Genomic DNA, 13499 nt, shown 5'->3' with positions numbered 1-13499 from the left:
AAGGGGAGTTGCAGACCAAGGGTCAACCGGCTTTACCGGGGGCCTTAGGTGACTGACGAAGTCGCCGAGGCCGGCAGTTCCCGGACAGTCTAGGAGGAGCCCGTGTCCCACCCGATCGATGTCGGATCAGTACTTGGCGGCCGCTACAAGGTCACTGCCATGGTTCTGACCTCGCATGACCAGGATCTGGTGCTGGACGGAGTGGATCAGGTACTGAATCGGCCGGTGAGCATCCTCGTAGCCGGCCCGGGCAACGCCGACCAGGTCGCCCAGAGCGCCCGCGAAGTGGCGACCGGCGAGCGGCCCGGCCACGTCCAGATCCTTGACCTTGGAGTCAGCGACGCTGCCACCTACCTGATCACCAACCACACTTCGGCCGCGGACCTGCTGGACCTCGTGGTGAGTTCCAACCCGCCCTACGTCGAGCCTTTCTTCACCGACACGCTGGGCAGCGAAATCTTCGGCCAGCCACGCTCCAACGAACCTGAGACCTACGACGGACTCTACGACGACGAGGAAGTCGACGCCGGGTACATCAACTACGGAGAGCAGCAGCGCCAGGCCGGGCAGCTGCCCCCGACGTCGGCGGCGCCCGCGCAGCGCGTTCCTGCTCCGCCGACGGCCTCGCCGGCCGCCGGCGCCCGTGGTGCCGGAGCGGCAGCTGCCGGGGCCGCCGCCGGTGCTGCCGCGGCCGCCGGTGCTGCCGCGGCCAACGCTTCGAGCTCCCCGAAGACTGCGCCGCAGGAAGCTACCGCGCAGCCAACGGCCGCCCAGCCCGTTCAGGCCGCACAGCCCGTCCCGAGCGAGGCCGCCCCCGAGGCGCCGAAGGTCTCCCGCTGGGAGGACGACGACTACGACGACGCCCAGCCTGATCAGCGGACGATGGCGATGCAGGCAGCCAGTGCGAAGGGCGCCGGCGAAGGTCGCGCGGCGGGAAGCTTCCCGGCTTTCGCGAAGAAGAGTGCCTCCGAGGACCGCTACGACGACTACGACAACGATGATGACGACGACGCACCCCGGCGCGAACCGCGGTCCCTGCGCTGGCTCGTCGGCGCCCTGCTGGCCGCCGTGCTGGTCATTGGCTTGATCTTCGCCGTCACCAACCTTGGCGGCCTCTTCAAGGGCAGCACGCCCCAGGCCGCCAAGACCACGGCGTCCACCAGCGCGCCTACGAAGTCGGACACGCCCTCCGCTACCCAGAGCGCGCCGCCGGCCGCGGTTCCCCCCGCTATCGAGTCAGTCACCCGGCAGGGCAACTTCGACTTCGCCGCTACCTACGACGGCGACCTGGTCAAGACCTACGACGGCAACGCCGCCAGCTACTGGTCCGACATGGAATTTGCCACCGACGGCTGGGGCGGCTTCGCTCCCGACGGCGTGCCGCTCGTCGTCAAGCTGAAGGGCCCGGCCCAGATCTCCTCGGTGACCTTGAGCCAGCTCGGCGCGTCCGGCGGCAACATCAGCATCTTTACCAACGACCGTCCCACGCTCGACGGCGCCAAGCAGGTGGGCAGCAACAGCTTCACGTCCCCGGAGCTCACCATGCCGCTGCAGGAACCGGTCAAGGCACAGTACGTGATCGTTGCCATCAAGAGCCTGCCCAAGCTGGCCGCACCCAAGACCCGCTACGGCTACGGCCTGCGCCTGGCCGAGATCAAGATCCAGTAACTGCCCCACGTTCCAGGCCGTAACCGCAGGAAAGCAAACGGTCCAAACCCGTGGCTACCGGTACCCTGAGTGGTGGGCGCGGCTGTGCCGCGCCCGGTGTGGGTGGAATATTCAGCTGCCCACATCAGTTGTGCCATGTGGCCGGCCACCCAGGCGGGCGCATCGACAAAGGAAGAGGTTCACCGTTTAGTGAGCAACGCAGAAAACACCGCGTCCGAAGTACGTGATGTCATCATCGTCGGCTCCGGGCCCGCAGGCTACACCGCCGCGGTCTACACGGCGCGCGCCAACCTGAAGCCGCTGCTCCTGGCAGGTTCCGTCACCGCCGGTGGAGAGCTGATGAACACCACCGACGTCGAGAACTACCCCGGCTTCCCGGATGGCATCATGGGCCCGGACCTCATGGAAAACTTCGAAAAGCAGGCCGAGCGCTTTGGCACGGAAATCCAGTTTGAGGACGTCACCGAACTGGATCTCGAGGGCGACATCAAAACCGTCACCATCGGCACGGGGGAGACCTTCCAGGCGCGGTCCATCATTCTGTCGACCGGCTCTGCCTACCGCGAGCTTGGCCTTCCGAACGAAAAACGACTCTCGGGCCACGGCGTGAGCTGGTGCGCAACCTGCGACGGTTTCTTCTTCAAGGATCAGGACATTGCCGTCATCGGCGGCGGTGACTCGGCAATGGAAGAGGCCCTGTTCCTGACAAAGTTCGCGAAGTCCGTCACTGTGGTTCACCGCCGCGACACCCTCCGCGCTTCGAAGATCATGGCCGACCGCGCCCTCGCCCACGAGAAGATCAACTTCATCTGGAACAGCGGCGTAGAAGACGTGTTGGGAGGCGACAAGGTCACCGGCCTGCGGTTGAAGAACCTCATTGACGGCACCGAAACCGAGCTCGCCGTGACTGGAGTCTTCGTTGCGATCGGGAATGATCCCCGCACTGACCTCGTCAAAGGCAAACTGGATCTTTCACCCGAAGGCACCATTGCCGTCCAGGGCCGTACTTCCAAGACGAGCGTCAAGGGGGTCTTCGCTGCCGGTGACGTCATCGACCCGACCTACCGCCAGGCCATCACCGCTTCGGGTTCGGGCTGTGTCGCCGCGCTCGACGTCGAACACTACCTCGCAGACCTCCCCGCCTGATCGGCGAACGGCAAGCATCTAAGAGAAAGACAAGGTTATGAGCAACGCTAAAGATGTAACAGACGCTAGCTTCAGCACCGACGTGCTGGGAGCCGACAAGCCCGTCATCGTGGACTTCTGGGCCGAATGGTGCGGTCCCTGCCGCAAGCTTGGGCCGATCCTCGACGAGATCTCGGTCGAGTACAGCGAGAAGGTCAACGTCGTCAAGGTGAACGTCGATGACAACCCGGCCATCGCTGCTGAGTACGGCATCACCTCCATCCCGGCCGTGTACCTGTTCCAGGGTGGGGAAGTGAAGAGCACAGTCATCGGCGCCAGGCCGAAGCAGTTCTTTGAAAAGGAATTCGCAGACGTGCTGTCCTAGCCTGTAACGAACTTCCGGCCGGCCCGATTATGGGGCCGGCCGTAACGCTGGCCTCCACTCACTGAGTAGGGGCCAGCGTTTTTTGGTTCCCGGCACTGCGGGGCTCCGCACTGTCCTGTGCCGGCCAGCCGGATTGAAGGGCCGAAGCTCGGGACGCCGCGTCTGACGGGGTAACCCACTCTGCGGCTGAGTGCCGGAGGGAGCAATTACTTGGGTGCGTGCGGCGATCAAGATCCTGGGCTTATGCCACGGAGTCTTGGCGGCAGGTAGATGCCCGGGCGGGCGGGGATTGGGCGGACAGAGGACCAGGTCGGCCGTTGGATGGCCGGGCCGAGTCTGCATCAGGCCTAGTCCGTCGGGCTGACTAGGCGGCCAGGCGGACTAGGCCGCCGGGCGGACTAGACCGCCGGGTGCATGCCGGAGTTGGGCAGGGTTTGCCTGCCGCCGCCGGAGCTGCCCCTCTTGAGGAGTTCGCCCGTATACCTCCGGACCGCCCCGGGCCTGTCCCACGCCACCTCCGTGCCGATCTTTGCGCCTACTGCTGGAAAGCAACATTATCCCGTTGATTGATGCGGTGGTTTTAGCCTAAACAGCACGCGAATCTGTGCACGTGCCGGCCCAACCAGGGGTAGGCGCGATATTGCTGTTCGAATGGTTCATCCGGGGGGCCGGCAGTGGCTGGCCGACCGCGCGGGCTCGGAATCCCAATGTTGTGTCGGCGCCTCCGACCCCGAGCTGCGCGACGTCAAGCTGCGGCATCCTCCGGCTAGATCAGCAGTGTGCTTGGTGACTCGTGTGAATGGAGCGCTTCCCGCATTGCGCGGTACGAATTCGTGCGCCGTGGGCAATGTTTCACGTGAAACACGACCTTCACGTGCCGGTGGGGCGGGTGTGGTGCAAAAGAAACCAATCCGGGTCGGGATTGGCCCACTGACCGACCCTTCCAACTTCATTTTGATCGGAGCCAAGATTACGCAGCCCCGTACTCTACACGAAATGCCACCGCCGCCGAACATGGGTATGTTTCACGTGAAACCGACGCTCAGCTGCTGGTTCCAAGATGTGTCACGTTTTGCGCCTCTTCGTCGCGCCACCCGCGAATCCCTGTGCTGCAGGGTCTCTATTGCACCGGACGCCAGGACGTTGGAGAAGGACAGAGATGCTGTCCAAAATTGGCGCTCCCGCATCTCAACAAACTGTCACCGCACGCAGCCCTTCCGCCGGTCGTAGCGCGGAAACGGCGATCTGTCTCCCTGATGAAGGTGTTGCTAGCCGATGGCACAGGGCCGAAAACCTCGTGACGGGCCCCATGTACCGCATCAATGCACGTTCCACGCCGCCGGATCATGTTTCACGTGAAACATGATCCTCCGGACACGTCGAACAATCTATTTCCGCTACCCCAGGAGACCAGAAGAAGAACAAACTTACATCCTTCCGCTCTTCTATTGGAGCTGTAACGGTAGTTCACTATCGATACCTAGCTATGGGTTCTCGGGCGCGTAGTGGCACCGTGCGCTCACCCGCAATGCAGCTCCTAGCCGGCCGCCGGATCGCGGTCCCATCCCACGCGATGCGGCCAACCGCCAGCGAAAGCGAAACAAGCAACACCCAGCGTAGTGACCCGTCTACGCAGCAAATTGCCCACTGAGCTTCCTTCCCTCCGCGTTGCGGATGTACCTCAGCGCCGATCACAGGCATCCCACCGCTTCGCAACCCTAGGCCCATCCGACGATGTTTCACGTGAAACGCCCGCTCGCCCACCCCCACTACCACCGCCTAGGAACCCCTTGGCAGTTCTCTTCCGCCCATTGGGTCTCCGCCAGGGCAGCAACGAGCAGCCGCCATGGGTCGGCCAGCAAACGCATTCCACGACGCACAGCCTCTAGGATGAATCGCCGAAGAGACCTTCCGGCTACCGGTCAGCTTCGGGGTGGTAGCGCTCAAGCGACCGCCCTACGTTCGACACCTCCTAGGCTCCTTGGATAGGCGGATGAATATCTTGCTGGGAAGACACCTGCCCTCGGCGCCAGGGGACTACGGTCCGCTCGGTCCCATTCCTGCGCAGCACCATCCGCACCCTGGCAGGCGCTATGTTCACCGCAAGGCTATCGATGGGGATATGACGCGCTGGCCTGCCACTCGGGCAGGAAACTCTGGGGAGGGCCCGCTGACAGGACGGACATGATCGGAAGGCGGGGCGCGCAATGATTTCCGGCGACACTCCGGAGAGCGGGCCGTGGTGGCTGCGGAAGGCATCTTCGGCGCTTGGCTACCTGCGTTCGCAAGCACCGTGAGGGATCCGCGGTCTGACTCAAACCAATCGACCGGCCGTTATAGTCCGACGATCTATACCAAATCTCGCAGCCAGAATCTGGACTCAACGAAGAAGACTATGGCCACTACCGGGAGCCAGGCCCGAAAGCTCACCAGGACAAGTGCAGGCCCGGATCGCTCTCGTCAGCTGGGCGACTGCGGCCCTCCGGCACGGGCCCGGACGCCAGCCCGACGACGTGCATTGAATTGCTCCCGGAGGACTTCTGTACGGCGAAGCAACAGCGCAGGCATCGCCCAGTGCGCCCTCGCGTACGCGGCCGGCACGGGACTCACATGCTCCTCGGGAAGCAAGTACACGACGCCAGACACTGGGGAGGACGTCATCCTTGGGCGGAAGCCGTAGCAACCCCTCCGCCAAATGGCCAGCCCAGAGAGGTACGAGCGCAGGAACCGTGCTCGAGGTCTGGAGTGTCCGTGTGCAGTAGGACCCATGGCGAAGCGACCGTTCCTGCCGGGCGGGGTCCCACGATCTGTCATAGCCCCTACGGGACCGAGAGCGTCCCTACGATCGAATTGGGACAGCAGCTGCGGACGCTGTCCTACCTGGCTGGGCCTGCCCATGATCTTGAGATCCCGATCGCTGTAGTACTGACCGGGTGTTGAGTGAGAGGGAACGAGCGAGTTCACAGCTTCTTCCCCACAGAAGTTATGCACACAGTTATCCACAGAGCACTGAGACATTACGCACAGCGCTATCCACAGGGCCTTTGGCACCAGCCTCTGGGCTGTCAAGGCTCAAATGTAGGCGTCGACAGGCACCCTGCTTTCAGCACGCCAGATCCGGAGACATCGGACGGCCTGCTTCACCACTCAGCATTGCGCTGGACGGCCGTAAATTTAACCAGACTATGTGGATTTTATAAGCATTTTCGGTCTTCATCCGTGGCGACCGCATGTGGAGCGCTGTGTTTCACGTGAAACAATATGGCCAAACACGGCGGGCCATCGACCGGCGCGTTATGTGGCCAAGACGCAGACCTGCCTCCAGGTCCCACTGTCCACTGACGCCGGGAACTAATCCACAAAGTTATCCACAGCGATATCCACCGCTCCAGTTACAGCCTGCGACGAGTGCCGGTGCACCGCCAGCAGTGGAATCTCCGACCGGAGAGCTATCAAGTAGAGCACTAGCCCTGCCGGCAACGGCATTGGGGAGAGTGGACCTACGATGGCTTCGCAGCCCGCATCGAGGAAAGCCGACCGACTCACAGCGGATATACCCGATCCAGGAATATGCCCGGCCGTGCCAAGAGGGTGTCTAAGAGATGCATTGCTCCCGCTCCGGCCGGATGCCACATTGACGCTCGACCCGGCGTCGCGGCTGGTCGACGGGACAGTCTACGGTGCGAGGGGGAGGACGGGGGAGTCAATAGCTACTGCCCCGCACACCGCGCAGCATCGTCCCACACATCCAGTCTGTGCCGTCACCACGGGTCGCCACTGCGCCTGGGAGGCTCAGCTGCTGCCTGAATCCGGGCATCTCCGCCTGCCGTACTGGACGATCCAGCGAAGTCAGCAGCCACCTGCCGTCTACCGGCGGAGTGGGGAGCTTCGTCATGGCCAGGAAGAGCACGCGGTAGGGCCGGTGAGGTCTCACGACACGCGCGACCCCATACCGCCGAAAAGCTTTTCCTGCGGCGGGGTTCGTTCGGCGCCACGCACGCACCTCCTACCACCGGGTCCTTGGGCCGGCGCAAATGCATCTCCCAAGGCCGGGTCCGTGGGTTGGCGCATGTCTAATGCGGCCAGCCAAGAGGTCGTAGCCCAGGCGCTTGGGCGCCACCTCGACGGATTGAGCCATGCTCACCGACATTCGACGAACACTAACGCATACCCAGGTTCCGGTACGGGAGGGGGAGTGCAGACGCGATTGAGCACCGTACCCGGCCCCAATGCGGCATCGGGGCCCTTTCTCGGCTGAGCTCGGGCCGCGCTAAGTCCAAACCGCCCTCAACGTGGTGCCACTCAGACTTGCGGGGATAGTTTCCGTTGGCGTGATTCCATCAACCGACACAATGTCGTCGGCGAACCTGATCCAGCCCTCGTTATTGGGAGTCCGCACCCTCGGAATGTTTCACGTGAAACACCCGAAGATAATGGAGCGACGGCGGCCAACGTCCGATCCCCTCCGCGGCGCTCCTACCGTGAGCTGTGACTGCCGGCGAGAGCGACCGCGGCTCACTACTACTGCGGTTAGGAGGCTGCGCCAGCCGCCCAACGTGGACCGAGCAACGCAACGGAGATGCCCAAGTTGGGCTGCTAGGGGAACAACAGCAAGACAATCAAACAGGCAAGCCGCTGCGGTTGAGCCCCCATCATGGCATCCATCGGGAGGCCAAAGCAAGCTCGTAAGGACGGCAGGACGCCGATCCGGCCTCGTGATCGGCTCGTACCGACCACACCGGGGCCGTTGGTGCGACTTGGGCGTATCCAACTATTGCCACCCGCCCACACAGGACTTGCTAACGTCGCGACATAATGCCGAAGGTGCCGCCAACCCGGTACTTTTGGTGGTCCGCCTTGCCCCGTTGGTCCCACACTGCGGGACTGCGCGCGTCGCGGCTACATTGCCCCTCTCGTCCCACGTGTTTCACGTGAAACATACTGTGTGGGCCCGCGCAAATATGTAACCCCTCCACCTGGCAGCTGAGGTCATTGCGGCGCGTTGTTGTTCATGCAAGTTCACAGCCGCCTGGCCGGCGGGCTCGACAACCGGGCCCGATGAACGACCGAAGGCGCTAAAGGGACCATCACTCCCGCCCCGCACGGGCCTTACGTACGTTGCTCCGCTCTGCAGTGCGTTCCTGCGTTCTGCAGCACCTTGGCCCGTACTTGAGACCATCCCAGAGCACAGGCCGTCCCGGCGCGCGCCCTGTAGGGCAATGGAGACGTCCCAGCTGCCGCCGAGCACACGCGGAGCGCCACGAACGGAACCGACGGGCCCTGCGTGCCCACGGGAGGGCCGAGAGGGGTCACCGGGCCGGCCCGCCAGCGTTGGCAGGTATCTGTGGGTGGATGATCCACACCTGGAACGTCCAAGTGCGCACAAACCGAGCGGTTGCCCAGAATGGCAATTCGGGAAACTGTATGCCGGCAAACACACAAAAAAGGGCCTGTTTCACGTGAAACAGGCCCCATCTTGAGCAAATGCGCTGAGAGTTAGCTCGGTGCACCAGGGGTGAGAACGTCCATGATCCGGTTCAGATCCTCAACGCTGGCGAATTCGATGCTGACGCGGCCCTTACGGGCCCCCAGGGAAATCTTCACATTAGTGTCCAGGCGGTCGGACAACGACGACGCCAGGTAATCGAGTCGTTCGTGGCGTGCCCCCGGACGGGGGATGTTGTTCTTCGTCGGCGCAGCGGGGCTCTGGTACAGCGTCACAGCCTCTTCCGTGGCGCGGACCGACATACCCTCTGCCACGATCTTCTGGGCAAGCCGCTCCATCGCAGCGGCGTCAGGAAGAGCAAGGAGGGCACGAGCGTGGCCGGCCGAAATCACGCCGGCGCCTACACGACGCTGAACAAGCGGCGGGAGTTTCAGCAGGCGGAGGGTGTTCGAGACCTGGGGCCGGGAGCGGCCGATCCGATCAGCAAGCTGCTCATGGGTGGTTCCAAAGTCCTCCAGCAGCTGCTGGTACGCCGCAGCCTCTTCCAGGGGATTCAGCTGGCTTCGGTGGAGGTTCTCGAGCAGGGCGTCACGAAGCAGGTCATCATCAGTGGTGTCGCGGACAATCGCCGGGATGGTGTCGAGTCCGGCGGCCTGTACGGCACGCCAGCGGCGCTCACCCATGACGAGCTCGTAGGGTTCGCCACCTTCTTCGGTTGATGTACGCACCACAATTGGCTGGAGCACGCCGATTTCACGAACCGAGTGCACCAGCTCCGCCATATCGTCCTCATCGAAGACGGAGCGCGGCTGTTTGCGGTTGGGGTGGATGTCCGAAACAGGGATTTCCGCGAAACGGACGCCAGGAACTTCAATCAGATCAACGCCGTTGTCATCGGCAACCGCGTCCGCCGCGGGCATCGGCCGGGAGTCGGTCTTACCCGCAGTCCGGGAGTCGTTCCGGGCTGCGGAGTCCTTGGGCGCTGCGGCCTTCTTCGCAGCCGCGCCGCCGGTCTGGGCCGGGCCAGGCTGGTTCTTTGTCGCAGCCTTTGTCGCAGGCTTCGTCGCAGTCTTCGTCCCGGAGCGAACCGGCTCAGGCTTTCCAGCCGGCGCAGCGGTTTCGTCCGTGCCGGCAGTTTCGTCCGGGGCAGCCGTAGCCGCGGCAGCGGTCGCAGAAGAAGACGCCGTCGTCTTGTCTGCAGCGGCTTCCGTCGCTTCCGGGGTCTCTTCCGTCAGCATTGTGTCGGGGGTCCGCTTCCTGGCCTCAGGAAAAAACAGATCCACCGGCCGGGACGGGGCAGAACCGCTTCCGGAGGCGTTAGCCGAGGCGGAACTTGGAATCAGTGCGCCAAGTCCACGGCCAAGGCCGCGTCGCTTATCGCTCATGGATAAATCCCTCCAGTGGAAGAGCCCGGCTCAACCCGGCTCTGGCTAGTGCAATGTTGAGAAGATTCTAACGTTCAGCAATTTCCGCTGCGGCTTCCAAATAGGAAAGAGCGCCGCTGGAGGAAGGATCATAAGTCATCACGGTCTGCTGATAGCTCGGCGCCTCGGAAATTCGCACCGACCGAGGAACCACAGCTCCGAGCACCTGCTCCGGGAAGTGTTCACGGACTTCCGCTGCCACTTGGGCCGCGAGATTGGTACGCCCGTCGTACATCGTCAGCAGGATGGTGGAGACCACCAGATCGGCATTGAGGTGCTTCTGGATCATTTCAATGTTCTTGAGCAGCTGGCTCAGTCCCTCAAGGGCGTAGTACTCGCACTGGATCGGGATGAGGACCTCACCGGCCGCGCAGAAGGCGTTGACTGTCAGAAGTCCCAGGCTCGGCGGGCAATCAATAAAGATGTAATCGAGGCGTTCCTCGCCGTTCTTGGCGCGTTCCTTGGCGTAGACATCGATGGCCCGCCGGAGTCGCTGCTCACGGGCGACCAAGCTGACGAGCTCGATCTCAGCGCCGGCAAGGTGGATGGTGGCCGGCGCGCAAATTAGTTTGTCGATGTCCGGGCACGGTGCCACGACGTCCTGCAGCGGCACATCGTTGATGAGGACGTCATAGATGCTGTCGACGTCGGCGTGGTGTTCTATACCCAAGGCGGTAGAGGCGTTACCCTGCGGATCGATGTCGATCACCAGCACATTCAGGCCAGCGGCAGCCAAGGCAGCGGCGATGTTGACCGTGGTGGTTGTCTTACCCACCCCGCCCTTCTGATTGGACACGGTGAAGATGCGGGTCTTCTCCGGCTTCGGCAGTTCACGGCCCAGCAGTCGTTCCCGACGCTTGTTCTCATGCGCAAGCTCGCGGGCAATCGGGCTGGAATCGTCGATCGAGTCCAAGACGTTGCCGACGGAAGCGACGGAGGTTTCACGTGAAACGCCGGCGGCGACAGTGACGTCCGCAACCGATTTAGCTTGTTTGGACGAGATATTGTGAGCGACCGCGGGCGCGGAAAAGGCCCGTGCTGACCCCAGGGACACAAACGGGGGGATCCGTTGTGTGGAGGCTTCGCTACTGCTCACTTGACACTCTCGCTCTCATTCGGCTTTTGCTGCCGGTTACTAGCCTAACCTCTTCCTAAACAAGACCGAGGGCACCGGGCGGGTGCTACGCAATCTTTCGAGGCTTGTTCACAACGATTCGGACTACGGTCGTGGGTTCCTCGAGGAGGTCTTCGCCGACGACCACAACAGAGGTCTCCACCCCGCCGAGTTTCCGGATGACCTTGGCGGCCTTCTCGATCTCTTCGCCGGCGCTACGCCCCTTGATGGCGACGACCTCGCCCTTGCCTCCGAGCAGCGGAATGGTGAGCCCGGCGAGGTTGGAGAGGGCAGAAACAGCCCGGGCAGTGACGACGTCGGCGCTCACGTGGCCCACGGCCAGTTCCGCACGGGTCCGCATCACGGTGACGTTTTCGAGCCCCAGGTCATCGACGACTTCCTGCAGCCAGATCACCCGCCGCTCCAGCGGTTCGATCAGCGTTAGTTCCAGGTCCGGCCGCGCAATGGCCAGGCAAAGACCCGGGAGCCCGGCCCCGCTGCCGACGTCGGCAACGTGGCTTCCCTGGGCAATCTCGCGTTCAATAACGGCACAGTTAAGCACGTGCCTGCTCCACAACCTGGGCACTTCGCGGGGCCCGATCAGCCCGCGTTCGGTGCCGGACGTGGCCAGGTGCTCAACGTAGCGTTTTGCCAGTTCAAGCCGGTCGCCAAAAATAGACTCTGCGGCCTTCAGTTCGGCCGCGGTAATTTCCACCATCAAGCTACTCCGCGGATTCAGTCTGCGGAGACAACGATGTGCCGGTCGGCGCCTTCGCCTTCGGATTCGCTGACGAATCCGAGATCGGCAACGGCGTCGTGCACAATCTTGCGCTCGTACGCGCTCATCGGTGCCAGCGCGACGGATTTGCCAGTGTCCTTGACCGAAGCGATGGCGTCTTCGGCGATCTGCTGCAGGTCACCGGCGCGGTCGGCACGGTAGCCGTTGATGTCCAGCACGAGGCGGGAGCGGTTCTCCGTGGCGGAGAGCACCGCAAGGCGGGTGAGTTCCTGAAGGGCTTCGAGCACCTCGCCGTCGGCGCCAACGAGGCTCTCCAGTCCCGAGGAGTCTTCCTCGGCAACGATGGAGATGTAGGTGCGGCCGTTTCGGACCTCAATATCGATGTCGCCGTCGATGTCGGCGATGTCCAGGAGCTCCTCGAGGTAGTCCGCGGCGACGTCGCCCTCTTCCTCCAGGCGGCTTGCCGAGGTGCCCTTTCCGGAACCGGCAGCGGCGTCCTGGGACTCGTCCCCGGCTTCCTGGTTGCTGTCTACCTGCACGTCGTCCTGGAAAGTGTCCTGATCGGGGGCTTCGGCGGAAATAGCGTGTTCGGTGCTCTCGGCAGACATTACTTCCTCTTCCTGTTCTTGCGCTGGGGCTGGATGCGCTGGCTCTTCGCGGCGACGGCGGCCGCCGCGGCGGCCGCTTCAGCCTCGGCGTCGGCCTTCTTGGCACCCATCAGGGGCAGGGACGGCAGTCCCTTGGCGGCACGGCGCTCGGCCAGGGCCTTCGCGGCGGGGGAGCCCGGCGTCGGCATCCGGCGGATCACGAAGAACTGCTGGCCCATGGTCCAAAGGTTCGTGGTGGTCCAGTAGATCAGGACACCGATGGGGAAGTTGATGCCGCCGACGCCGAAGACGAGCGGCAGGACGTACAGCATCATCTTCTGCTGCTTCATGAACGGGCTCGCCATGGCCTCTTCGGACATGTTCTTCGCCATGATCTGCTTCTGGGTGATGAACTGCGAGGCTGTCATCGCCAGGATCATCACGATCGAGAGGATCCAGACCGCCATCTGGTTGCCGCCACCGCCGTGCAGCAGGGATGCCGAAAGCGGGGCACCGAAAATGCTGGATTCGTCGAATTGCACCACCTGGTCGTGGCTCAGCGCGCCGATGCCCTTGCCGGTGGTCTTGGCGTTACTGATGCCGGAGAGAACCTGGAAGAGCGCGAAGAAGAATGGCATCTGGATCAGCATCGGCAGGCAGGCCGAGAACGGGTTGGTGCCGTGCTTCTTGTACATGGCCATCTGTTCCTGTGCCATGGCCTGGCGGGAGAGCTGGTCGGTCTTGCCCTTGTACTTGTCCTGAAGCTTCTTCAGGTCGGGCTGGAGCAGCTGCATGCCGCGCTGGGCTTTGATCTGCTTGACGAACACGGGGATCAGGGCGGCGCGGATGACCAGCACCAGCCCGATGATGGACAGCGTCCAGGTCCAGCCGTTGGCGGCCGGGAGGCCGATGGCGCTCAGTCCATCGTGGAAGCCCACCATAATGATGGAAACCAGCCACTTGAACGGAAACATGATTGTTTCAAAGAAGTCCATACGATATCCCTATTCG

Annotated in this window: 8 protein-coding genes; 3 read left to right on the top strand and 5 right to left on the bottom strand. The window is 63.2% G+C overall.

The annotated features are described in order from the left end of the window. Positions 1 to 102: 102 nt before the first annotated feature. From AC1DGE_RS09085 to trxA, 3 genes are all read left to right on the top strand, one after another. Positions 103 to 1668, top strand: coding sequence for an ABC transporter substrate-binding protein (locus tag AC1DGE_RS09085; protein ID WP_476917306.1), 1566 nt, complete (start codon positions 103 to 105; stop codon positions 1666 to 1668). Positions 1669 to 1857: 189 nt separating this feature from the next. Beyond that, the gene (gene trxB / locus AC1DGE_RS09080; RefSeq protein ID WP_476893475.1) at positions 1858 to 2814 is read left to right on the top strand and encodes a thioredoxin-disulfide reductase; all 957 of its coding nucleotides are present in this window, start codon (positions 1858 to 1860) and stop codon (positions 2812 to 2814) included. A 37-nt stretch (positions 2815 to 2851) separates the two neighbouring features. After that, complete coding sequence (trxA, locus tag AC1DGE_RS09075) at positions 2852 to 3178, top strand: thioredoxin (protein WP_441419141.1); 327 nt, start codon at positions 2852 to 2854, stop codon at positions 3176 to 3178. 5496 nt (positions 3179 to 8674) lie between these two features. On the opposite strand, the gene AC1DGE_RS09070 is transcribed toward trxA, so the two are convergent. The 5 genes from AC1DGE_RS09070 to yidC form a co-directional block, all read right to left on the bottom strand. Next, positions 8675 to 10009, bottom strand: a complete 1335-nt coding sequence (locus tag AC1DGE_RS09070; protein ID WP_476893474.1) for a ParB/RepB/Spo0J family partition protein — start codon at positions 10007 to 10009, stop codon at positions 8675 to 8677. A 67-nt stretch (positions 10010 to 10076) separates the two neighbouring features. Further along, a complete protein-coding gene (locus tag AC1DGE_RS09065) occupies positions 10077 to 11144 on the bottom strand; it encodes a ParA family protein (RefSeq protein ID WP_441419139.1) in 1068 nt (355 codons plus the stop codon). An 85-nt stretch (positions 11145 to 11229) separates the two neighbouring features. Further along, positions 11230 to 11880 (bottom strand): 16S rRNA (guanine(527)-N(7))-methyltransferase RsmG, encoded by a 651-nt coding sequence (gene rsmG, locus AC1DGE_RS09060; RefSeq protein WP_476893473.1) that lies wholly within the window; start codon positions 11878 to 11880, stop codon positions 11230 to 11232. 17 nt (positions 11881 to 11897) lie between these two features. Then, positions 11898 to 12509, bottom strand: a complete 612-nt coding sequence (locus AC1DGE_RS09055) for a Jag family protein (RefSeq protein ID WP_441419137.1) — start codon at positions 12507 to 12509, stop codon at positions 11898 to 11900. After that, positions 12509 to 13483: a membrane protein insertase YidC gene (gene yidC, locus AC1DGE_RS09050; protein WP_441419136.1), complete on the bottom strand. Its 975-nt coding sequence runs from the start codon at positions 13481 to 13483 to the stop codon at positions 12509 to 12511. Before yidC ends, AC1DGE_RS09055 begins: the two co-directional genes overlap by 1 nt. Positions 13484 to 13499 lie beyond the last annotated feature (16 nt).

The sequence above is a fragment of the Arthrobacter sp. 05N425 genome, assembly GCF_056397125.1.
Note: the sequence above shows the minus strand (reverse complement) of the source record. Positions and strands in the feature narration are given on the sequence as shown.

Bases quoted from the DNA above. Each gene is read 5' to 3' on its own strand.
- trxA (WP_441419141.1), top strand. From the start codon at position 2,852: ATGAGCAACGCTAAAGATGTAACAGACGCTAGCTTCAGCACCGACGTG.
- AC1DGE_RS09070 (WP_476893474.1), bottom strand. From the start codon at position 10,009: ATGAGCGATAAGCGACGCGGCCTTGGCCGTGGACTTGGCGCACTGATT.
- rsmG (WP_476893473.1), bottom strand. From the start codon at position 11,880: ATGGTGGAAATTACCGCGGCCGAACTGAAGGCCGCAGAGTCTATTTTT.
- AC1DGE_RS09055 (WP_441419137.1), bottom strand. From the start codon at position 12,509: ATGTCTGCCGAGAGCACCGAACACGCTATTTCCGCCGAAGCCCCCGAT.
- yidC (WP_441419136.1), bottom strand. From the start codon at position 13,483: ATGGACTTCTTTGAAACAATCATGTTTCCGTTCAAGTGGCTGGTTTCC.